Origin of the sequence: Rhizobium sp. CCGE531 (genome assembly GCF_003627795.1) — a bacterium.
Classification (GTDB): Bacteria; Pseudomonadota; Alphaproteobacteria; order Rhizobiales; family Rhizobiaceae; genus Rhizobium.
This window is the reverse complement of sequence record NZ_CP032686.1, coordinates 346,837-367,655: the sequence shown is the minus strand read 5'-3', so window position 1 is coordinate 367,655 and position 20,819 is coordinate 346,837. Positions and strand designations below refer to the sequence as shown.

22 protein-coding genes are annotated in these 20,819 nt (G+C 58.0%); 9 read left to right on the top strand and 13 right to left on the bottom strand.

Annotation, left to right across the window (positions count from 1 at the left end; translation table 11 throughout):
* Positions 1-41: 41 nt before the first annotated feature.
* The 5 genes from CCGE531_RS28015 to ugpC are packed head-to-tail and all read left to right on the top strand — an operon-like array spanning position 42 to position 5,050.
* A complete protein-coding gene (locus tag CCGE531_RS28015) occupies positions 42-971 on the top strand; it encodes a sugar ABC transporter permease (protein WP_120669952.1) in 930 nt (309 codons plus the stop codon).
* Positions 968-1,810, top strand: coding sequence for a carbohydrate ABC transporter permease (locus CCGE531_RS28010; RefSeq protein ID WP_120669951.1), 843 nt, complete (start codon positions 968-970; stop codon positions 1,808-1,810). The genes CCGE531_RS28015 and CCGE531_RS28010 overlap by 4 nt, the downstream gene beginning before the upstream one ends.
* A 37-nt stretch (positions 1,811-1,847) precedes the next feature.
* On the top strand, positions 1,848-3,086 hold the full coding sequence (locus tag CCGE531_RS28005) for an ROK family transcriptional regulator (protein ID WP_120669949.1): 1,239 nt from the start codon (positions 1,848-1,850) through the stop codon (positions 3,084-3,086).
* A gap of 31 nt (positions 3,087-3,117) precedes the next feature.
* On the top strand, positions 3,118-3,972 hold the full coding sequence (locus CCGE531_RS28000; protein ID WP_120669947.1) for a sugar phosphate isomerase/epimerase: 855 nt from the start codon (positions 3,118-3,120) through the stop codon (positions 3,970-3,972).
* A 22-nt stretch (positions 3,973-3,994) separates the two neighbouring features.
* The gene (gene ugpC / locus CCGE531_RS27995; protein WP_120669945.1) at positions 3,995-5,050 is read left to right on the top strand and encodes a sn-glycerol-3-phosphate ABC transporter ATP-binding protein UgpC; all 1,056 of its coding nucleotides are present in this window, start codon (positions 3,995-3,997) and stop codon (positions 5,048-5,050) included.
* Between the two features lie 28 nt (positions 5,051-5,078).
* Here the strand turns inward: ugpC and CCGE531_RS27990 are convergent, their stop codons facing one another.
* Positions 5,079-5,711 carry an invasion associated locus B family protein gene (locus CCGE531_RS27990; RefSeq protein ID WP_162944054.1) on the bottom strand — a complete coding sequence of 211 codons (633 nt, stop codon included), beginning with the start codon at positions 5,709-5,711 and terminating at the stop codon, positions 5,079-5,081.
* A gap of 712 nt (positions 5,712-6,423) precedes the next feature.
* Between CCGE531_RS27990 and CCGE531_RS27980 the strand changes: the two genes are divergently transcribed.
* Positions 6,424-6,714, top strand: a complete 291-nt coding sequence (locus CCGE531_RS27980; RefSeq protein ID WP_120669939.1) for a hypothetical protein — start codon at positions 6,424-6,426, stop codon at positions 6,712-6,714.
* Positions 6,715-6,731: 17 nt separating this feature from the next.
* On the opposite strand, the gene CCGE531_RS27975 is transcribed toward CCGE531_RS27980, so the two are convergent.
* The 5 genes from CCGE531_RS27975 to CCGE531_RS27955 all read right to left on the bottom strand — a co-directional run bounded on the left by CCGE531_RS27975 (position 6,732) and on the right by CCGE531_RS27955 (position 10,270).
* Entirely contained in the window at positions 6,732-7,625 is an 894-nt protein-coding gene (locus CCGE531_RS27975; protein ID WP_245459499.1) for a CsgG/HfaB family protein, read from the bottom strand.
* A gap of 143 nt (positions 7,626-7,768) precedes the next feature.
* Positions 7,769-8,077, bottom strand: coding sequence for a curli assembly protein CsgF (locus CCGE531_RS27970; protein ID WP_245459497.1), 309 nt, complete (start codon positions 8,075-8,077; stop codon positions 7,769-7,771).
* Positions 8,078-8,117: 40 nt separating this feature from the next.
* Positions 8,118-8,738, bottom strand: coding sequence for a hypothetical protein (locus CCGE531_RS27965; RefSeq protein ID WP_162944053.1), 621 nt, complete (start codon positions 8,736-8,738; stop codon positions 8,118-8,120).
* The gene (csgH, locus tag CCGE531_RS27960; protein ID WP_162944052.1) at positions 8,720-9,073 is read right to left on the bottom strand and encodes a curli-like amyloid fiber formation chaperone CsgH; all 354 of its coding nucleotides are present in this window, start codon (positions 9,071-9,073) and stop codon (positions 8,720-8,722) included. Before csgH ends, CCGE531_RS27965 begins: the two co-directional genes overlap by 19 nt.
* 102 nt (positions 9,074-9,175) lie before the next feature.
* Positions 9,176-10,270, bottom strand: coding sequence for a hypothetical protein (locus tag CCGE531_RS27955; protein WP_120669932.1), 1,095 nt, complete (start codon positions 10,268-10,270; stop codon positions 9,176-9,178).
* A 327-nt stretch (positions 10,271-10,597) separates the two neighbouring features.
* Here CCGE531_RS27955 and CCGE531_RS27950 point away from each other — a divergent pair, with 327 nt between their 5' ends.
* Genes CCGE531_RS27950 through CCGE531_RS27940 form a run of 3 tightly spaced genes read left to right on the top strand, consistent with a single transcriptional unit; the run spans position 10,598 to position 11,965 of the window.
* A complete protein-coding gene (locus CCGE531_RS27950) occupies positions 10,598-11,083 on the top strand; it encodes a hypothetical protein (protein WP_120669930.1) in 486 nt (161 codons plus the stop codon).
* Positions 11,067-11,498, top strand: coding sequence for a helix-turn-helix transcriptional regulator (locus tag CCGE531_RS27945; RefSeq protein ID WP_120669929.1), 432 nt, complete (start codon positions 11,067-11,069; stop codon positions 11,496-11,498). Before CCGE531_RS27950 ends, CCGE531_RS27945 begins: the two co-directional genes overlap by 17 nt.
* 5 nt (positions 11,499-11,503) lie before the next feature.
* Entirely contained in the window at positions 11,504-11,965 is a 462-nt protein-coding gene (locus CCGE531_RS27940) for a hypothetical protein (RefSeq protein WP_120669927.1), read from the top strand.
* 139 nt (positions 11,966-12,104) lie between these two features.
* Here the strand turns inward: CCGE531_RS27940 and CCGE531_RS27935 are convergent.
* The 7 genes from CCGE531_RS27935 to CCGE531_RS27905 form a co-directional block, all read right to left on the bottom strand.
* A protein-coding gene (locus tag CCGE531_RS27935; RefSeq protein WP_120669925.1) for an IS630 family transposase occupies positions 12,105-13,186 on the bottom strand; the annotation gives its coding sequence in 2 pieces (ribosomal slippage) (positions 12,105-12,647 and positions 12,650-13,186; 1,080 coding nt in all).
* 366 nt (positions 13,187-13,552) lie between these two features.
* On the bottom strand, positions 13,553-14,740 hold the full coding sequence (locus CCGE531_RS27930; RefSeq protein ID WP_120662594.1) for an IS91 family transposase: 1,188 nt from the start codon (positions 14,738-14,740) through the stop codon (positions 13,553-13,555).
* A 5-nt stretch (positions 14,741-14,745) separates the two neighbouring features.
* Positions 14,746-15,609, bottom strand: coding sequence for a tyrosine-type recombinase/integrase (locus tag CCGE531_RS27925; protein WP_120662595.1), 864 nt, complete (start codon positions 15,607-15,609; stop codon positions 14,746-14,748).
* 543 nt (positions 15,610-16,152) lie between these two features.
* A complete protein-coding gene (locus tag CCGE531_RS27920; protein ID WP_348633855.1) occupies positions 16,153-16,713 on the bottom strand; it encodes a response regulator transcription factor in 561 nt (186 codons plus the stop codon).
* 467 nt (positions 16,714-17,180) lie between these two features.
* On the bottom strand, positions 17,181-17,852 hold the full coding sequence (locus tag CCGE531_RS27915) for a Crp/Fnr family transcriptional regulator (protein WP_162944051.1): 672 nt from the start codon (positions 17,850-17,852) through the stop codon (positions 17,181-17,183).
* A gap of 255 nt (positions 17,853-18,107) precedes the next feature.
* Positions 18,108-19,328: a polysaccharide pyruvyl transferase family protein gene (locus CCGE531_RS27910; protein WP_120669919.1), complete on the bottom strand. Its 1,221-nt coding sequence runs from the start codon at positions 19,326-19,328 to the stop codon at positions 18,108-18,110.
* Complete coding sequence (locus CCGE531_RS27905; RefSeq protein ID WP_205586527.1) at positions 19,325-20,749, bottom strand: hypothetical protein; 1,425 nt, start codon at positions 20,747-20,749, stop codon at positions 19,325-19,327. The genes CCGE531_RS27910 and CCGE531_RS27905 overlap by 4 nt, the downstream gene beginning before the upstream one ends.
* Positions 20,750-20,819 lie beyond the last annotated feature (70 nt).

The following is a 20,819-nucleotide window of genomic DNA, read 5'->3' as shown; positions in this document are numbered from 1 at the left end:
AGGGGCGCCACCGGCAGCGTCAAACCCGGACAGAGAAGCCCATGACCCCCATCGCCATCGAGGCTGCCGACCGGCCGAACAGCAGATCGTTCATGCGCCGTTTCGCCGGGGCACCCCTGCCCTGGATGTTGCCCGTGATCATCGTCATCGGCATCTTCTATCTCTATCCGATGATCGACGTGTTCCGCCTGTCGTTCACCAATGCCACACTCATCGGTAACAATCAGGACTATACGCTCGGCTCGATTGCCAACATGCTGAGCTCGCCGCAGCTTCCCGATATCCTGTGGGCGACCCTGGTCTTCGTCGGCGGCAGCGTCATCGGCCAGCAGATCCTCGGCCTTGCCGTTGCCTTCGTCGTTGTTCGCGGCGAAAAGCGTGGCCTGTTCGGCACGACGATTTTGCGAACCACGGCGCTCATCGCCTGGGTCGTTCCGGGGATTGCCGGCGGCATCATCTGGCAGATGCTGTTTTCGGAAGCTCCCTATGGCGCGCTGAACAGCATCTTGCGGCTCATGCATCTGCCCGTCGTCGCCTGGCTGTCAGATCCGGCGATCGCGCCCTGGTCGGCCCTGATTTCGAACATCTGGCGTGGGACTGCCTTCTCGATGGTCGTCATGTACGCCGCGCTTAAGGCGATCGACCCCTCGCTCTACGAGGCGGCCGAGGTCGATGGCGCAACGGGTTCGCAGCAGTTCTTCTTCATCACCCTTCCGCAGTTGCGCGCGGCTATCCTCGTCAACATGATCCTGATCACGATCATGACGCTGAACACGTTCGACGCGATCATCACACTGACGGGCGGCGGACCGGGGCGCGCGACCGAAGTCATCTCGCTCTATGTCTTCAACATCGTCTTCCGCAACTACGATTTATCAGGCGGAAGCGTGCTTTCCGTGCTGATGCTGATCATAAGCCTCGGACTGGCGCTTGTTTACGCGTCGTTCCTGCCGAAGGAGGAAGAGAGATGAGCAGGCGCACCGGCACAGGTTTCGGCGATTTCCTGAGCTACCTCTTCATGCTGGCGATGTTCATCTTTTTCGCCGGTCCCCTCACCTACCTTCTGTCGCTGGCACTGCGTGACCGGCGGGAGATCTATCGCGGCGTGGCGCGCTATATCCCGCACAATCCAACCATCGACAATTTCGTCACCGTCCTCAACAATAGCTACTTCCCGCTCTACCTCTGGAATGGCCTGAAGCTTGCGACGCTGAGCGGTTTCGGGGTTCTGATCGTCGCACTGCCGGCTGCCTATGCCTTCTCGCGCTTCCAGTTCAGGGGCAAGGGCCTGTCGATGATGGGCCTTCTGCTGTTCCAGATGATTTCGCCGCTGGTCATCATGGTGCCGCTCTACCGCTACATGAACCGCCTCGGGCTGCTCGATACGCATTTCGCCGTGACGATGGTCTATATTGCGCTTGGCGTGCCGCTTGCGACATGGCTCCTGAAAAGCACGGTGGATGGCATTCCGCGCAGTCTCGACGAGGCGGCGATGATCGACGGATGCAACCGGTTTTCGGTGTTCTGGCGGATCGTCCTGCCATTATCGGCGCCGGGCATAGCCTCGGTCTTCATCATCACCGTGATTGCCGGCTGGTCGCAGTTCCTCGTGCCTTTTCTGCTGCTGACGCAAAACAATTTGATGCCGATCGGCGTCGGAATCTTTAACTTCCGGGGCATGCAAACCGACTCGTCCATCCAGCTACTGGCAGCCGCCTGCCTGATCTCCGTCGTACCGGCGATCGTGGCATTCCTATCCCTTCAGCGGTTGATCCTTGGCTCCATGACCAGCGGCTCGGTGAAGGGCTAAGATGGTTGCGTGCCATGGCTGACAGAGGATCCCGACGATGAACCAAACGACCGGCGTCAAACCCTCTCCCGACCTGACCGGCGCCAATGTCGAGGATGCAGGCGAGTACAACAGGGCCATCGTTCTGCGCTGCATTCATCGCCAAGCGCCGATCTCGCGGGCCGAGATCGCCCGGCAGACCGGCTTCACCAAGCCGGCGATCGCCCGGATCGTCGATCGCCTGCTCGATGAAGGCCTGATCATCGAGGCTCGCCGGCGCCACGGCCTCAGGGGACAGCCGGCGATCGAGCTTGAGATCAATCCGGATGCATTCTTCGCTATCGGCATCAACATCGATCGCGATCATCTGACAATTCTTGCCGTCGATGCGGTCGGCAACGTCCGCGCCCGTGTCCACCACGAGAAACGCTACATTCTGCCGGCCGAATTCATGCAGCTGACGGCCGACGCGATATCGCACTTCCAGCGAAGCCGCCTGATCGACGATGCGCATCTGGCCGGCATCGGCCTTGCCATGCCGGACTGGCTCGGCGAAATCGCCTTCATGGGCAAGCCCGACGACTATGGCGAGTGGATGGAATTCGACGTGCGGGCCGCACTAGAAAACCTGACGCCGCATCCGGTCTTCATCGAAAACGAGACCAATGCCGCAGCACTTGCGGAACTCGATTATGGGCTCGGCGCCGAAAGCCGCAGCTTCTTTTATATTTCGGTCAATGCTTGCCCCGGCGGCGGCCTCGTGCTCGACGGCAACGGTCATCGCGGCGCCATGGGCCTCAGCGGCGAAATCGGCTGGCTTCCGATCGCCGACCCCCGGGATAAGAAAGCGCAGAAGGTCGAGCTCCTTGGCGAGATATTCTCGCTCTTCTTCCTTTACAGGTTTCTGGGAGAACACGGCATCGAGGCAAGCGTGCCGCAGGACCTCCTCACTCTGGATGCCCGCGGCAGGAAGCTGGTGTCCCAATGGCTGAAGACCATGAGCGCGCATCTCGCCGTCGCGGTAAAGCACATCGGCATGATCGTCGATCCCGACGCCATCATCCTCGGCGGCCGCTTGCCCATTCGCATGGTCGATGAGCTGCTGCGTTACGTCCACGAGCATCTCGATGCCGAAGATGCTGCCCTCCCCTCCCTCCATCGCGCTTCGCTCGGCGAGGACGCCTGCGCGATCGGCGCCGCGGCAATGCCCATGGCGGCAGCCCTCATGCTCGCATCGGCCGACCAGGTTCAACGCACGCGTTCACCACTCAAGTTCATGGATCGCCTGAACAACTGACACGGCCGGCACGGCCATAGGGAGGATTTTGATGAAGATCGGCTTTTATACGTCGACGTTCAACGACCGACCATTCGAAGAGGTGGTGGATTTCGCCGCTTCCGCCGGTTTCGATGCGATCGAGATCGATGTCCGCGGCCACATCAAGACCCCCGATAAGGTGCAGGCGGCCGTTGCGCTTGCGCGCAGTCACAATCTCTTCGTTTCCTCGATTGCCTATTTCGGCAATCAGCTCGATGCCGATCGCGCCAAGCGCAGCGAACTCAGGGCTATCACCGAGGAGTTTGCGCAGGCGATCGGCGAAGCCGGCGTGCCTGTTTTCGTGATTTTTCCCGGCCGCGATGACAGCGCGGACGACGAGGCCAACTACGATGATTTCACCGACTTCGCCAACCGGCTGATTGCCAAGACGACGTCGAGCGGGCTCGTCTTCGCGATCGAGAACTGGCCCGGCCCCAAGGATAATTTCATCGGGACCACGCCGAAGGGCTGGCAGGAGCTTTTCAAGCGGATCCCGGATCGGCGTTTCGGTCTCGAATTCGATCCCTCCCACCTTATCCGCATTGGCGTCGATCCTTATACCGCGATGGACGCGGTCAAGGATCGCATCGCCATCCTTCATGCCAAGGATACGGCGATCGACGCCGCCGCGCAGCAGGCCGTCGGCTATCACGGCAAGGGCTGGTGGCAGTACAAGCTTCCGGGTCATGGTCTTCTCGATTGGCCCCGCTTCCTGCGCCAGGCCCGCGCCAACGGCTTTGACGGCACGCTCTCGATCGAGCACGAGGACGCTGCCTACGGATGGCCGGGCAAGGATCTTGCTCAAAGGAAAGAAGGCGAGCGCCTCGGCCTTGCCTATCTCCGAAAGGTCTTGGACGGGCTTTGAAGCTATCTGGGGGGGACGGAAAATGGCACATGTCAGAGTGAACAATGCACGCAAGGACTACGGCGCGTTCAAAGCCATCAAGGGCGTGTCGGTCGATATCCGCGACGGCGAATTCGTCGTGCTTGTCGGTCCCTCCGGCTGCGGGAAATCAACCCTGCTCAGAATGATCGCCGGCCTGGAAGGCATCACGTCAGGCGATATCCAGATCGGCAAGCATATCGTCAACGATCTCGCGCCGAAGGATCGCGACATCGCGATGGTGTTCCAGAACTACGCCCTCTACCCGCATATGACGGTCGCGAAGAACATGGGTTTCTCCCTGCGGCTGAAGCGGATGCCAAAGGCGGAAATCGACCAGCGGGTCGGCAATGCCGCAAAGATCCTCGGGCTTGAAAATCTTCTCGAGCGGTATCCGAAACAGCTTTCCGGCGGCCAGAGGCAGCGCGTTGCGATGGGCCGGGCGATCGTTCGCGATCCGGCCGTCTTCCTCTTCGACGAACCTTTGTCCAACCTCGATGCCAAGCTCCGCGTCCAGATGCGATCCGAAATCAAGGAGATGCACCAGCGGCTGCAAACCACCACCATCTACGTCACCCACGACCAGATCGAAGCGATGACGATGGCCGACAAGATCGTCGTCATGAAGGATGGCCTGATCGAGCAGTCGGGATCGCCGCTCGAGCTCTATGACCGGCCGAACAACCTCTTCGTCGCGGGCTTCATCGGCTCTCCCTCCATGAATTTCATCAGGGGCGGCATGACGGGCGAAGGCTTCCGCATGGCGGACGGGCTTCTCCTGCCGAGCGAGCGGCGCCCATCCGGCGCCGTCACCTACGGCCTTCGCCCGGAAGATATCAGGCTTGATCCCGATGGCATCGAGGTAGAGACCGTCGTCGTCGAACCGACGGGATCCGAGACCATGGTCATTGCGCGCCTGGGCACGCAAACGATCACCTGCGTTTTCCGCGAGCGGATCAGGGCCGCCCCCGGCGACGTGCTGCGGATTGCGCCGGTCCACGACGCCGTCCATCTGTTTGACGAGGCCGGGCAGCGCATCACCGCCGAAAAGACCAGTTAGATGGACTGGTGGAAAGTGACCTATATCATCACCCGTTATTGGCTTGCATTGCCCGGTACGCCGCGCTGAAGCCGCCAAGGGATATGGGAAGCTCCGCCATATTTCCCTGCATCATCCGGATTGAAACCTTTCCCGACTTTTCCTTCAGCAGAGCATCGAGCATTCCGGGCGGACACAGGCCTTCCACGAGGCAGCCCTGGTTGGTGCAGCGCGACACCTTTGCCATCGTCGAATATTTGCCGCCGAAGCCGATCTTGACGCCGGCCTGGATGGAGAAGCCGAGCGGAAGCGCCATCTGCATGCCGACCTTGTTTTCGGCGGAGCGCGCCATGCTGATCACCAAAAACACCTGCTTTTGATCCGGCGACGTCAACCGGTACATGATTTGGCAGGGAGGTTTCATTGCTTTATCGGTGCTGCATTGCAGCGTCCACGCATCAAACTTCTGTTCCGTGACCTGCGGACCGGCCGACGGGGCCGCCGATGAGCCTGTCGATGGCGCCGAGGTAATGGGGCCTGGATTGCTCTTGTCAGGTTCGGCCGCTTTGGGGGGATCGGATTGCGGCGTCGCCGCATTGTCGCCGGCGAATGCCGAAGGCGCGATGGCCTGTAAAAGCAAAAATGCGATACAGCACATAGCTGACTGCCAGGATGGACGCATACACTCCTCCATAATTTAGTTTGCAATCCTACAATAAATGAACAATAATGTCGAATAAATCGCGGGGAAATTGCAGTTTAATAGAGATCAATATTATATTGATTCAATTTCCTTGCGGAAATGCAAGGGAATTTGAGTTTTATATTTGAATATACCTCCAAGGGAGTAATTCAGATGGCGCCAATGATCATTGCAAACCATGCTCTGATCGTGTTGCTGGCACTGAGCGAGAGCGCTGTATTTGGCGAAAGCTATCTGCAGCAGGCACCTCCCCTGGAAACGAATCCCGCGTTCGTCGAGCAGCTGCCGGAGACTTCCGTCGTGCCCGCAACGCCGCCGCCAGCCGACAACCGGAAGCTCTCGCATAGACCAAGGCAGCAACCGCGAGCGCGGCCGCCTGCCCTCTTGGCAAACAGCATCTTTCCGAGCGTAGGCACAGGCGTTACGGAGCGATCCGCGCCTGGGCCTGCGGACAATCGCCTGCCGACGGTGGGGCCAGGCACTGTGGGACATTGACGGCATGGCGATGACAGGTCGGCCTAACAGCGCCAGACCGGAGCCCCAAGGCTGCAAGCCAGAACGATGCCAATGAAGGAACCCCCGGTGAATACGGAACCGAAAAGCAGGCATTCCGTTGAAATTTCGTGGGCGGCATGTCCAAGGCCAATGGCTCAATCTCGGCTCACAGCCATGATCCAGGAGCAGCATCGAAATGGTAAACCCCAATAAAGTCATTGCGGCCACAGCCATCATGCTGGTTGCGGGCGCGCTCGGTTCGATGAACGCCTTTGCCACGGACCAGTCCATCATTCGGCGTTCCGGATTTTCAGAAACCCGTATTCCGCAGGTCAATGGGCGTGTTCCCATCAAGAAGAGCGGCACTCTCGAAAAAGGAACGACCGCCAAGACCGCAGCCAAGCCAGGCCAAAGCGGAAATGCGCAGGGCGGAGCCGCAACCTGCGGACCCGACAACGCCCAATCCGAATTCTGCCGGAAGAAATGATGCGGCGCCGGTAGCAATCACGAATTCGTCGGCTTGCTCGTGATCGCGGCAGGCCTTGATACCGCCTCGGCAGCCGGTTGCGCAGCGCTGACCGCGGCGGGATCGATTGCCGGCGCGATCGGGCGGCCATTCGCGTCGAGCTTGTACGTCATCGCTCTTTGATGTTGCTCCAGATACCGCATGAACGCGGCTCCAGCCGCGGCATCCTGGAATTCCCAAAGCCCGTTCTTCACACCTTCGAAGATCAGCGAATAGACCGCGAGCTGTATGCCTTCCTGGACCCCCAGCGTCGTCGGCGCATTTCGTGTAATGCCGCCTTCGATCTGCAGCAGCTGATCGACGCCGACGAAACGGAACGCCGAGCCCTGCACCTGAACGGAATAGATGGTCTTGGTCGTGCTCACGGATGCAAGCACGCGACCCGTGCTGACACTCACCGCACGCAGCGATACGGTCACGATATCCTTGCGGTATTGAGTATTTCCTCCGATCCCAAGGTAATTGGCGCCGAGGCCGCCGGTCGTTTCATTGGAATCATAGCCTATGACGCCGCCGTCGAGCAGGACGCCGGCGAAGCGAAGCGGCGGTATGCCGCCAGCCTTCCCGCCATAGACGGCGGCCCGCGTATTCTGGATGATCTGCCGCTCCTGCAGAAGCGACTGCAGGTCGGTACGCTCGACGACGCTGAACCAATCGCCGTTGCCCGCCCTGGTCAGGACGTCGGTCAACAGTTGCGCGCCGCCCTGCGTCAAAGCGCGGGAATACTCGGCGAAGTTCTCATTGGGCTTGTTTTGCCCCGTAAGATCGGGAAACGAGTAAACGGCCACATCGAGCTTTTGCCTGGGCCGTGGCAGGCTTTCCAGCGCCACCCCCGTCTTCGTCGAGGGCATCAGTGTCGCTGGAGTACTCATCGGATCAAGACTGCTGCCTGCAGCAGCGCAGCCGCCTAAACCTAATCCGCACAAAATGGCTACAACGGGAAAACCGATACGTGACATCGCCGCTCGAATAAATCGCTCCCAACAGAACTGAATTGTTACGCAACCAATTTCGTTCAAGGATTGGTCGGCACCTGGCCGTTTCCAATCACGATGATCGGAGACGTTCCGGTTGAACCCGTACCCTGATTGACGTTTCCGAGATTACCCAGCGCATTGTTGAGACCTGAGAGATCCGGCGTCTGTTGCTGGCCGGACTTGACACCATCGCCTTGTGTCTGCGCCGTCGATAGCAGGAATGAGCCATTCAACGGGTTGCCGCCGAATGTCGGGTTGGTTGGCTGGTAGACCAATTGCCCCGCCAAAGCCGGCACTGCCATAACGGCAGACAAACCAACCGCGACCATCGTTACACGTATCATCATTGCCATTCCTCTCCCTTGTTTCCGGACGCGGCTGCGCCGCTCAACGCTTGATAAGCAAACCACCACCCGGCAACCGCGCGATCAGGACATTGACCGGCGCGGAACCGGCAGGCTGAAGGACGCTTACGCTCAAACCCGCTCCATTCAGCAGTACGACGTTTGATCTGAGATTATTTCCTGCTTGTAGCACATTTATATTGCCATAATTCCCGATAATTCCCGCAGTCGAAGTATTACCACCTCCGGACTGAAGATGATACACGCTGTTGCGCATGCCTATTTCCAGCGTCTGCGCCAGGTTGTTGCCGTGCGTCGCGACGGGGCCCTCAGGCAAGCCAACGATGCCGGCCGAAGCATAATTCGGCGAATGGTGATATTGCTGCGGCGGCTGCTGGGGCATCACGCCGCTGAACGGCACGCTCGTCGTCACATTGGCCGGGATCTGGGCCACATATGCGGTTTCGGCCCGGCATTCCGCGGCCGTCAAAGCAATCAACGCGACAACAGCGCCTAGAGCAGTTCCAGCAAAAGTGCGAAGCGGTTTTGCGTCCGGAACTGCGTAAAAACAAAGTGATAGAGCATTTCCGTGACTCCGTTTAAAACGGAAATGCTCTAGCGCGCGTTTCGAACCGTTCGGGCATTTCATTCTGGTAATCCGCATTGTGATGTACCTCGATCGGTTTCGATCAATAGTCTTGCAGTCAGTTCTACCTGGTCCGACGCATCGACCACCGTCGTGGCGAGAAGACCGTCCGAATCGGGCCGCAAGGCAAAATTGCCCTGCTGAATGCTCTGGCTCGTGCCTGCGGCGCTATGCTTGACGAGAACCAGCCTGTATCTCCCGGACACCGCTCCCTCGGATCTTGCGATGGCCTGCACGACGAGAAACTGTTCCTTCCTGTCTGTCTTTATCAAGCACTCGACACCGGCCTGCGATGAGGCCGGAACGATGCATGAGAACAGCAAGATCGAAAGGAAGAAAGCCTTCAGCAGCAAGGTGAGCGCTGATCGCCCGCAATCGATTCCAGCGCATGGGACTGGCTCAGTCGCTTTGAAGGAGGAGGCGGACATTTGCTCTCGCCTCCTCCGTCGGCTCACTCAGTGCTGGACCGTAACGGCCATGTTTCGATAGCCGAACTGCGCGGTGACCGACGTATTCGTCAGTGCGCTCGCGCTGTTCTGAGAGGTAACGGCATAGTTACCCGTACCGATCTGAATGGTTCCCTGGAGGTTGGAACCTCCGTAGGGGAACACGGTCTGTACGCCCGTCTGAGATGCGATCGCCGTATTGCGATAGCCGGCCTGCACGATCAGCGAATCGTTGGAGCCCAGCGGGTTGGCGATCTGAGAGGTCAAGGCGGTGTTGCCGACGCCGAACTGCGCCGTAGCCGACTTGTTCACGCCGAAGAACGAGGACTGACCAGTGACGGCGAAGTTACGCCCGCCGGCCTGGAACGTGTCCTGTGAGTTATTGCCGCCCGCTTGATCGGCAAAGGATATGTTGCCCCAACCAAACTGTGTCGTCGAAGAGGAATTGCCGTGGCTCCCGATAACGCCCCCCTGGGATGTTGCCGCGAAATTCCCGGTGCCGACCTGCAACGTCGTCTGATCGTTGTTGCCGCCGTCCTGACCCACGATCGCCCCGTTACCCCAGCCGAACTGCATGATATTGGACGTGTTGGAGCCAGGCTTGCCGTCGGTCTGGGTCGTCGAGGCGAAATTCAGGCCACCGACCTGCAGCGTATCCTGGGAGTTGTCTCCCTTGGACTGATCCGCGAAGGCGGAATTGCCGAAGCCGAACTGGCTGATCGTCGAGTTGTTCTCCGCCCCATCACGCTGCAGGGTGGAGGCAAAATTCAGGGCGCCGACCTGTAGGGTACTCTGATCGTTGGTTTTGCCCTTCTGGTCGGCAACCGCGAAGTTGCCGGAACCAAACTGCAGGATATCGGAGGTATTGGACTTGGCCGTATTCTGGTTGGTGACCGCGAAATTGCCAAAGCCGTTCTGCAGTGTCAGGGCTTGATTATTGCCGCTGTTCTGGCTGACGAAAGCACCGTTGAACGCGCCCACCTGGCCGATAAACGATTCATTTTCCGCCGGTGTCGGCGGGCTTCCGCCGTGCGGGCCGCTGGGGCCGGCAAGAGCCAAAGACGTGCTTGCCAGCAAAATGGAGAGAGCTGCAATCGTCCTCATATGATCCTCCCTGTTGTCCAAGACGGGGCAAGCGATCATTCGCCGCCCTCAAGCTTGTTAATAGGCCGTTGACGGAGAGCCGAACAAGAGAACCGTTCGTATTAGGGTGATAGCATCGGATAGCATCAAATATAAATGCGATACCTCGAAATGGGTAGCGAATGAAACATGTATCGACGTGGCGTCTCAGCTATACTCTTCTTTGATTAGAAGGGACTACGCCATCGGAAAGGCAAATAAATACAATCCAAATGTGCGGCAATTCATGATACCCTCAAGGAGGCCCCGCGAAAGGCTTGCCACATTATAATGGATTAGTTGACAGGCATGACTACGTTTGACAGTCTCGTAGCATCCGAAGCAATCGTTAAAGTTGAGATTCAGCTTGGCGGAAGGCAGTTGCCCAAGCGGCTGCTTTTCGCGACCCCAAGCTTTGCATACTGGTTGAGCGAACGCGTAAGCAAGAACGAACCATCGTCGCTAGGCGCCGTCCTCACCCCGATCGAACAGCTGGATTTTCTCTTTTATACGTTCGTCTCCGGAAAGCCGCTTATTCATTGCAGACAATTCCGGGCAATCCGGGTCGAACGAAATGCAGTTTGGGAATTGAAGACCGTTGATCTGCGCATATTCGGCTGGTTTGCCATGCGCGATTGCTTTGTAGCGGTTTTCGGAGACTGGGCCGATCATGTGAAGGATCACGATCTTTACCGCGGCTATCGGCTGGAGGTGCGCCGACTGCGCCGCGAGCTTGGTGTGGGTGATGCGTTGTGTGTCGAGGGAGTAAACCCGGAAGATGTCATTTCGGTTTGAGATAGGCGCGCGTGCGCGTGCGGCCAGCCGCTTCATCGCAAACGTTCGCAGCGATCTCATTGCCGCCGCCGTCGAAAGGCGATCCCAAACGGGTTTTACGCAGCAGCAGCTCGCGGAGCTGGTGGGCGTCAGCCGACAGGAGTTGAACCGCTATTTTTGCGGACAAAGAGAGCTTCCGCTTCGTTCGATCGCGGACCTAGCCTGGGCGCTCGACAAGGAGATTCACGTTGAACTGCGCGATCCGGCGGGTTCAACGGAAAGCGGTTGCCTTGCTCAATCCGAGATACCGGCCGAGACACGGGTCGAGGCGCAGGCAGCCGTTCACTCCACTAGCTTCAGAGAGGTCATCTCCTGGAGCTCTTCGCGCGCGATCCGCACCATTGTTGCCCGCGCCATTGCTGATAGGGACGATTGAAACGCATGCGCTACGGATATTGCATCTTTTGCGATGACATTCGCACCGAAGTCGGCGAGAAGCTGAGCTTCATCGGCGTCTATAGCGGCGTGCTGATGCTGCCGGAGTTTCCCATTTCGCTGGCCAAGTTTTGCGTGCATGTGAACTTGGTCACCTTGGCAACGGAACCCTATCGTTCGATCGTGCTACGCTGCATGGCTCCCGGAGATCAACAGCCGCTTCTTGAGGAACGCTTGGAGTCGGCCCAGCTCAACGAGCAGAACGACCTGACGAATGAGTCCGAAACGGGCGACGTCCCCATGCACGTCGTGGTCGGCGCCAGCCTTGTCTTTTCACCATTGAGACTGCGCCGTCCGGGATTGCTGACGGTAAGCGCGATAATCGACGACAAACCGGCGGAAATCGCCTCCCTGCGCGTAGCCCAGCGCGGACCGATCTCTCAAGATTCAAGATCACTGGTCAATTGACGCCGAGTTTCATCGGGCTGTGTCCTTCCCTAAATCTTTGCGGCACTACAGCGCCGCGCGTCTTTTAAGACACCCGGAGCAATTCCAGGAAAACCGCAGCGCACTTTTCCTGGAATTGTCTAATACCAAGGCTTGATGACTAGAACTCATTGGCCCATTTTCTGCGCCCGATCGACATGATGCGCCAAGGCTGACGTTGAAGCTTGCGCCAGGCATCGCAGCAGTGATCGACGATGTCTTCGTAGGATGTGTACACACGGTTAGAGAGCCAGTTTTCGCGCATGAACTGCCAGAGATTTTCGACCGGATTGAGTTCGGGTGACTTCGCTGGCAGCGGTAGAATGGTGATGTTTTCGGGCACCATGAGATTGTTCGATAAATGCCAACCCGCCTGATCCATGACGAGGATGGCGTGGGCGTCATTGGCAACATGGCCGGATATCTCGATCAAATGCTGGTTCATGGCATGGGTATCGCACCATGGCATGACGAGGGCGGCGGCCTTGCCAAATTTCGGGCAGATCGCGCCGAAGATATAAGCGGATCTCGTTCGCTGATCATGCGGAGCCGAGGGCCGTGTCCCTCGTTTGGCCCATCGCCTGGCGATCTTATTCTTCTGGCCGATGCGGGCCTCGTCCTGGAACCAGATTTCTATTCGCTTGCCTTTAGCGGCCCCGGCGGCGATTTCTCCCACTGCGGCGGGAAAGTTTTTTTAAATTCCTCAATCGCATGCGGGTCCTGCGCATGATGCTTCGGTCGGGCAGTGAGTTTGCGATAGCCCAGGGCATTCAATTCGCGCCCAAGCGTCTGGCGGCTGATGGAGATACGATGCTCCTGCCAAAGCCATTGCGCCAGATCGACCAGCCGCCAGCGCACGACGCCATCGAGATAGGGAACGGGACCGTTCTCAACCGCCTCGACCAGCGCCTTCCGCTGCTGATCGTTCAACAAGGGCTCACGTCCCTTCGCCTTTCCCGTTTTCAGGCCATCTGGACCATGCAGATTGAAACGCTCGACCCAGTCACGGACAATTTGCAAACCGACCCCACCCATCGATGCTGCCTGGCTGCGCGAACCACCCTCGTAAATGATCGACAAGGCCAACAATCGGCGCGACCAATCCGCGTCACGGCTCTGCCTTGCCAGCCGACGCAGATCATCAGCCGTATAATCTCCACGAATGGTCAGCGCTGTTCCCATGGCGAAATCTCCTTTCGCCATCTTGAATCATGATTTGCCGGAAAATGGAATCTGGAGGGTTATTTGAGGGCGCATCAGGCGGTCCGGCGAATTCGGGCGACCTCATGTAAGCCGGATTGAACTAAGGCGCGGGTAGTTTGACGCTGCTATGGGGAATTTTAGAGCACGCCCGCCGGAGCGGTACCGGGAACAATTTAGCCACGGCCGGTCCATCGGGAAGATAGGTCGAATGTACGCTTTCAGGAGCGGTTTGCCGTACGTTTCGGGGATCTATTTGCGAAATGGGTCGGTACCGGCGGTCTTTTGACCTGGCTAAGGTCAAGCGATATCGCACGCTGGAGATGCGCTGGGTCTGTGGTCGTATAACGTGGCGCGGATTGTCGGGCGTCATGATGTATCGCACCGGAAGGATGAAGGTCGGAGGGGCGCAACTGGTGCAACGTTGACGCCTGTCCTACGCATGGGGCGCCGGCAGTCGGGGCATTCGTAGGAGTGCGTTTGCTGCGATTTGGCTGAATGGGGTTGCCCGCCTGTTGGTGATGGCTGGCCGAGGAGGCTTCTGCAGAGACTGATACGATCCCGCCGATGACAATTGGCGAGAAAGCCGAAGTGGCGCATGCGGTGGAAACCATCCGGAATTACATGAAGGAGAAAGCGCCGAATGAACTCGTAGGGACGAAGGCGCATGATCTTGTCACGGTCGCGACCATTGCCACGATAATCCTTCCATCGGAAGGCGACGTGGTCGCCATCGGCATGAACGATACGGCTGTTTGCGATAGCGACACGATGGGTGTAGCGGCCGAGATAGGCAAGCACCTGGTCCGGCCCACCGAAGGGCGGCTTGGCATAGACGACCCATTCGATGCTGCGAGCGCGCGAGAGATGGCAGGTGAATGTGTTGTCGTCGTTGAGATGAGCGAGTTCGTTGACGAAGTGCAGCTCACCTTGGGCGAAAGCTTCAGCGAGGGCGGTCAGAAAGAGTCGCCGAAACAGGCGTGACAACACCCGAACGGGTAGAAAGAAGCCCGGTCGGCACGCGACCCACCTTGATCTGTCTGGTGAAAGACCGCCGCCCGGCACGAGACAATGGGCATGGGGATGGTGGGTCATCGCCTGGCCCCAAGTGTGAAGGACGGCGGTGACGCCGATCTCGGCGCCCAGCCATTTGGGGTTGGCCGCGATGGTCTGCAGCGTCTCGGCTGAGATCCGCATCAGCAATGCATAGACGACCGCCTTGTTCTGGAAGGCGATCTCGGCGACGCCACGCGGTAGCGTGAAGACCACATGGAAGTATGGGACTGGCAAGAGATCGGCGACGCGTGCGTCGACCCACTCCTTGCGAGCCGCGCCCTGACACTTCGGGCAGTGGCGGTTACGGCAGGAATTGTAAGAGATGCGGGTCTTGCCGCACTCGTCGCAGGCATCGACGTGACCCCCGAGCCTGGGTGTCCGGCAAGCTTCTATCGCGCCCATGACGCGTCGTTCGCCGCGGCCAAGATGACCGACGTTCTCCCACCTATAAGAGTCCCCATGTCGCCGGAAGATGTCGGCGACTTCGAAGGTCGGGCGCAACCGATTTACGATCCCGGCGGCGTCACCTCCAGCTGCAACAGATCAAGTGGGCTGGCTGTTGATCGGATCGTGTCGGTGGAAACCTGCGTATAGTGTGCCGTGCTCGACAGATGGGCATGGCCGAGCAGGACCTGGATGATCCGGATGTCAGTGCCATTCTCCAGTAGGTGAGTGGCAAAGGAATGCCGCAACGTATGAACGGTGACGCGTTTTGAAAGACCCGTTGCGGCAACCGCCGATCGGCAAGCGGCATTCAAGACTGTCGGTTCGATCGGTTTGTCGGCATCACGCCCTGGAAAAAGGAATGCCGTGGGGCGCGATAGACGCCAATAGCTGCGCAGGATGCCGAGCAGTTCTGTCGACAGCATAACGTATCGGGCTTTGGCGCCTTTACCATGGCGAACATGCATCACCATGCGGGAGCTGTCGACATCCTCGACCTTCAGTCCGCAGACCTCACCGACCCTGAGGCCAGCAGCATAAGCCGTAGTCAGCGCCACGCGCGCCTTCAGACTGGAGACGGCCTCAAGAAATTGCACCACTTCGTCCGCCGACAGAATAACAGGAAGTTTCCGTGGCTCGCGCGCGTACGGGATCCGCTCGGGGACATCGTCCTGACCCAGAGTGATCCCATAGAAAAACCGAAGAGCGCATACAATCTGGTTCAACGATGCCCAGGATATCCCGGTTGAGACGAGGTAAACCTGGAAGCTACGAATATCGTCAAGATCGAGCCGATCAGGCGATCGGGCGAAATAGCGGCTGAACTTCCGGACTGCACTGATGTAGGATCGTTGGGTCGCCGGGGACAAATTGCGGACCGTCATGTCCTCAATCATCCGGCGGCGAAGAGGGCTCATCTCAGCCATCGGGGCCTCCTGTCTGAAGGGTGGGTTGCAACACAACCATCCTCTCAGTCAGGGCGCTCTCGTCAAAGCCTGCCTCAAATCGCCGCGATCAGCGGCTTAGTTCAATCGCGTGAGTCGTCCTCATCAAGCTCTGGTATAACTCGATTCCGATTCAAGGAATTATGCAGTAGTGCTTCAGGAGATATTCGAGCCCCGTCGCGCCAACGGCCGGTCGGGACAAATACGAACCGGCCATAGTGCATGGCGGGCTGGCGGGATCGCTCGAATCCTGGCAGGGCGTTTAAGCCTGGCGGATATGTGGGGCTTGGCGATATAGCCTTTCAGCGCCCGGACGGGCGCCATCGCTCTTCGGCAATCGGCGGCCATTGGCCAGTACATGCGCCCGGCCGAGCGCTATTCCTGATCCTTGCCCTGCCCCGAAACCGGGACCGGTAGCTGCGAAATACATCAGGCGGGTTCATCCAATATTGCCGCCGCGATGGGCGACCGACACAGCGGAGACGCGAAAGCGCGTCGTTATCGCAAAACCGTGCGCAACCTGCGTTAGCGGACGAGTTCCCGGATCTTATAGGCGACTTCAGTTCGGTTCGTCGCATTCAGCTTCTTCATGATATTGCGGATGTGAACTTTGACGGTGCTCTCGCAAAGATCCATCTCGTAGGCGATGATTTTGTTCGCTTTTCCTCGCCTCAGCGCTTCCGCGACCACGACTTCACGCGGCGTGAAGAGGCTGTCGAGGCAGTCATTTCGGCTGGCCACGGGCGCAATCGCCTCCTTGGCGGCGAGAAGGCTGCTTGCCGGTACGAAGACGCCGCCTGCGCGAGCAAGAGCAACGGCTTCCGCGGCAACCCGGATCCCGACACTGGTCGGGATATAGCCGCGAGCCCCGCACTCCAGCGCATGCAGGAGCTGCGCAAGCTCATCGCCATCTGCGCCGACGATCACGGGACTTGTCTGGAATCGCTCCACCAAGGCGCAGATCTTCGCGCTGATATCGGTGTCGGAGACTTTGCGGCCGCCGATCATGATAAGAATTGCGGACGGCAGTACCTGCATATTGCGCATTTGCCATTCGTCGAGCGATCCGACGGTGACAATATGCATGCCATCGTCATACTCGCTTAGGCTCTTCGAGAGACATTCGCGATCCAAGGCCCGGGAATCGATAAGAAGAATGTAATCTTCCCATTCATCGACGCCGGGTGTGCCGGATGCAATGAACGGCCGTAAGGTGTCGGATGTCCGAACCGAAATAAGGCGTGCGCCTGCATCCGAGGTGAATTTCTCAGTTGTTAGCATTTGTCCATTCATGGCCGGCATCCCCAACTTTTAAAATGGCCCTTGTATTTCTTGTAACTAACTCAGTATTGTTGTCATATCGACAGCAAGATATTTGTCTAAATTGAAACTTTTCTTTCTTTCTCATGACGTCCCCCTTTTTTTAGGTTTTTCTTACTGCAGTAATCGCTTATTTTGTTTTTATGCGCATTAACATAGGTTAACAATGAATTTAAATATTGACTAAAATAATTCTTTTCAAATTCTATTTAGAATTTGATTCGCTCTATTCTTCAAACCATAGTTGTGTCGAAATAAGATTCGTCGAAATCGACGAGATCCATGAGACGCGGACGGTCAAGAAAGGCAACAATACCGTTGCGGAACGACAAGAGACCGGCTTCGCGCATGTCCCTGAGCACGCGGTTTATGTGGACCGTCGACAAGCCGACGGCATCCCCGATATCCGCCTGCGTCAACGGACAATCGAAGCATTCCGAATTGGGGTAGTCTTGCGAGGTCCCGATCCGCGTCCCGAGCTCGAGCAGCAGGTAGCCGGTCCTCTCCAGCGCGTCACGCCGTCCTATGTTGGCGAGGCTCTCAGACATGCGAGCCTGGCGCCTCACCAACTCCGCGATGGCAATTCGATAAAACAATGCCGGCGCGTCGATCTTGGGAATGGAGGTGAAATCCGGGAAGGCCATCACGGATACATTGGTGATGGCCTGCACGGTCTCGCGCGAATGCGCCGTCAACGACGTCGAAATCATATCGCCGCGCAGAACGAACTCCGTCACGAAGCGCGTGCCGTTCGGCAGCATCTTGCTGGACGCGGCCCACCCATCCAAGAGGAAGAGAAGACGCGGCGCATTGGTCTCATAGTCGCAGATCATGCTACCAGCAGCAAAGGTCCGTGCCATGCCACCCATGCTCTGGATATTCCCGATCGAAATCTGCCCTGCCATACCGTCGTCCCCTCGGTCGAAAAGCATATCCCGAATGCCAAAATGGTCATCTTAAAATATAAATTTCGTCAGCTCCAAGTATTTTATATCATAAACATTTTTTGATGTCTTTAATGCAAATCAATATTTGTCATTCTTCTAACATGTGTCACAACCACCTGCGCAATAGCACAACTTTAATGTATTGGTAATAACGCTAAACTCATCTATGCGTTACATATATTCCAATCACGCGGTATTTTACCAATGCGCTGGTTATATTCCCGATATGGCGCATTCGTCGCTTCCGACCAAGTGGCGGCGCATGTTCGAGATTCCGGCTCGGGCTTCTGCAATTGTGACACGGTGCCGGAGTGCCTCTATCCCTTCCTTTTCGGCCGCCTTCAGCAGCAGGGCGACATGCACGGCCGGCGATCGCGAATCTTTTATGAAATAGGCCTCGCGACCGACAGAATTGAAGAAACCTTCGACCTTACTGTCCCAGCTCAGGCCGACATGCGGGATTTTGAGGGCATAGGCCGCGATACAGGCATGCAGCCTATGGGCCAGGACCACATCCATCGACTGGATTGTCTGAATGAGATCAGCCGGAACCCGCGGGCGACTGGCAATATCGAGCGTACCGGCTTCAACGGCACGATGCTTGCTGACCGAATTCCGGATGCGCTCCGCAAATAAGTGATCTTCCCTCGCACCATTGCAAAATAAAACGACGCGCTGGCCATCTTCCAGAAGCACTCCGATCAGATCCCGGTAAGCACCGATGCTGGAAAATGGGATGTGGGAGGCATGATCCTTGCCGTGCCTGTCCAGGATGACGGGGTCGGTCACGCATAGACCGACGGTCAGCTGGCGCTTGGAGGATGACGCGGGTTTTTCCGCGATCGGCATCGCATGAACCAAGAGTCCCGGATCCCGCACGATTTTCGCGCTCGGTCCTTCGGGAAAGTGTTCCTGCCAGTTGTCCTGCGCAAAGCCGTCCCGCACGGAAAGATGAACAAGCCTTGTCCGTCTCAATCGCGCGAAGAGATCGTAGGCGGGCTCCGACCACTGCTTGCTGACACCGACGGCGTAAACCGCCAGAGGACGATCGTAGCGCGAGACGCAATCGAGCACCTCACCGATCTTCAGCGGAAAATTGAGGTCGTCGTCCTGAAACAAATTGCCGCCGCCGATAATGACGGCGTCCGCGAGGGCAATCTTGTCGTCCCACAGGCCGCGAAGCCTGTTCAGCCTGCGCTCGAGCACCAGGCGGACGAGCCGCCGCCGGGCGAAGAAGGGCAACCGGCGGAGCAATCCGAGCGCCAGGCGCCTGCGACCGCCATTGCTTGCGGCATAGGCTCGACGCCCGGCGAGATCGATCGTTTCCACCTCGATCTCGTCGCCGCTTTTCGTCAGGGCGGCTTCGACGCATTCCGCGAGCAGTCCGTCGCCGAGATTCTCGCTATACTTGACGTTGAAGACGACGATCTTCATCTCAAACCTCCAGCGGCGCTCAAGCGGGTGTCATATCCAGCCTTGGCCACGCGCATGCCGGCGGTGAGCGCTGAAACGCTGCCCGCGAGGATGTAAAACATCAACCCGAGATCGTAGACCGTGCCTGAGATAACCGCGGAAATGAGGACGGTAATGAAGCCGGCCTTGGCCGCGCGGACGACCGCGACGGCCTCGCGTGATGACGCATGCCCGGGCCGCGTATCGGCCATCAGCACTCGGCCGACAAAAAGCGCAAACAGCACCGTGCCGAAGACGCCGATATTGGACAACAAAACGAGGCCAAAGCTCGATGCGCGGGCACTTCCAAGGCCCGCGCCAAATCCACCGGTATCCACGAACGCCTCATAAGCCATGGCATTCCACATGAAGCGCTCGCGCCCGGACTGGCTGTCGGCCTTCGAGAACAGCATTTCGTCAAGAAAATCATGCAGATTATGCGCAAGATCCGGCATGACGATCAGAACGAAGAAGATGACGAGCGGCATGCTGGCAAGAATGGATACGATCAGGACTGGCCGGCCGGCGCCCGGGTCGCGCCGAGCGGCCAGGAATGACTGCAGGCAGAGGACCGGCAGGATGATGGCAAGCCCGACAAGGGCGGTTGCCGATGTCGACAGGATCAGGGCCATAAGAAGCAAACCCCCGACGACACCGGTCACACCGGAGCGAATGCCGCTGAGCCATAGGCTTGTGACGATCGCGAAGAGAACGAGCGTGAAATCGGCGAATGCCGAGGCTTCGGGAAAGGTCCCGGAAATGCGTTTTAGTCCGCCTTTCTCAGCGTTGGTCAAAAGCGCGTAGTTGGCCGTTCGCACGAAATCGAGCAGGAAATCCGTATGCGTGAAATGCGTGATGATATCGGCAAGCGCGAAACCGAGGTTGACGCCCGCGACTATCAAAATGCCGCTGATGAAAATTTTTGGAACGCCGTTGCCACGAAAGAAGGCGAAAGTGGCGATGAAGCAGATGAGTCCACCGGCGGCATAGACCGATTGGGTGATGTTGTTCGAAGAAAATTGCAGCGGCACCAGCGCGATAAGGCTACGCGCGCCGATTGAGCGCTCCACCGTCATTGTCTGCACCACACCCTGAAACAGTCGCGGGAAGAAGATCGCGGTGAAGATGCCAAATGCCGTCAAAATCAGCAGGAAGAAGCCTGGACGCCAGGGTGCCACGGAAGCGAGGAAATGCGCCTCGCCATAAGCTGCGAACAACCGGACCGCGAAGAATAGTAGAAAGAGGCTTGGCACCAGCACAGATGCTCCGCCAAGGCCGGGTACGCTGAAAGCGGCGGCAGCGCCAAAGACCGTCGACAGGATCATGATGATGAATGCCAGTCGAACCGGTGCAGTCAATGTCGCAATACCGACAATTAATGTTATAAGTCCCATGAAATTCATAGGTGTCCGCCTAGTGTTCTTCCTCTTTATTGCCAAAAACTACCACGCAGCCGTGCAACTGTATCTCCGC

Excerpts from the sequence above, each read along its gene's own strand:
- CCGE531_RS27910 (WP_120669919.1), bottom strand. The coding sequence starts at position 19,328 with ATGAAGATCGTCGTCTTCAACGTCAAGTATAGCGAGAATCTCGGCGAC.
- CCGE531_RS27940 (WP_120669927.1), top strand. The coding sequence starts at position 11,504 with ATGCGCTACGGATATTGCATCTTTTGCGATGACATTCGCACCGAAGTC.
- CCGE531_RS27950 (WP_120669930.1), top strand. The coding sequence starts at position 10,598 with ATGACTACGTTTGACAGTCTCGTAGCATCCGAAGCAATCGTTAAAGTT.
- CCGE531_RS27920 (WP_348633855.1), bottom strand. The coding sequence starts at position 16,713 with ATGCATATTGTCACCGTCGGATCGCTCGACGAATGGCAAATGCGCAAT.
- CCGE531_RS27955 (WP_120669932.1), bottom strand. The coding sequence starts at position 10,270 with ATGAGGACGATTGCAGCTCTCTCCATTTTGCTGGCAAGCACGTCTTTG.
- CCGE531_RS27905 (WP_205586527.1), bottom strand. The coding sequence starts at position 20,749 with ATGAATTTCATGGGACTTATAACATTAATTGTCGGTATTGCGACATTG.
- CCGE531_RS27980 (WP_120669939.1), top strand. The coding sequence starts at position 6,424 with ATGGTAAACCCCAATAAAGTCATTGCGGCCACAGCCATCATGCTGGTT.
- CCGE531_RS28010 (WP_120669951.1), top strand. The coding sequence starts at position 968 with ATGAGCAGGCGCACCGGCACAGGTTTCGGCGATTTCCTGAGCTACCTC.
- CCGE531_RS27925 (WP_120662595.1), bottom strand. The coding sequence starts at position 15,609 with ATGGCTGAGATGAGCCCTCTTCGCCGCCGGATGATTGAGGACATGACG.
- CCGE531_RS27965 (WP_162944053.1), bottom strand. The coding sequence starts at position 8,738 with ATGCGGATTACCAGAATGAAATGCCCGAACGGTTCGAAACGCGCGCTA.
- CCGE531_RS27970 (WP_245459497.1), bottom strand. The coding sequence starts at position 8,077 with ATGATGATACGTGTAACGATGGTCGCGGTTGGTTTGTCTGCCGTTATG.
- CCGE531_RS27945 (WP_120669929.1), top strand. The coding sequence starts at position 11,067 with ATGTCATTTCGGTTTGAGATAGGCGCGCGTGCGCGTGCGGCCAGCCGC.
- CCGE531_RS27975 (WP_245459499.1), bottom strand. The coding sequence starts at position 7,625 with ATGAGTACTCCAGCGACACTGATGCCCTCGACGAAGACGGGGGTGGCG.
- CCGE531_RS28000 (WP_120669947.1), top strand. The coding sequence starts at position 3,118 with ATGAAGATCGGCTTTTATACGTCGACGTTCAACGACCGACCATTCGAA.
- ugpC (WP_120669945.1), top strand. The coding sequence starts at position 3,995 with ATGGCACATGTCAGAGTGAACAATGCACGCAAGGACTACGGCGCGTTC.
- CCGE531_RS27915 (WP_162944051.1), bottom strand. The coding sequence starts at position 17,852 with ATGGCAGGGCAGATTTCGATCGGGAATATCCAGAGCATGGGTGGCATG.
- CCGE531_RS28005 (WP_120669949.1), top strand. The coding sequence starts at position 1,848 with ATGAACCAAACGACCGGCGTCAAACCCTCTCCCGACCTGACCGGCGCC.
- CCGE531_RS28015 (WP_120669952.1), top strand. The coding sequence starts at position 42 with ATGACCCCCATCGCCATCGAGGCTGCCGACCGGCCGAACAGCAGATCG.
- CCGE531_RS27990 (WP_162944054.1), bottom strand. The coding sequence starts at position 5,711 with ATGCGTCCATCCTGGCAGTCAGCTATGTGCTGTATCGCATTTTTGCTT.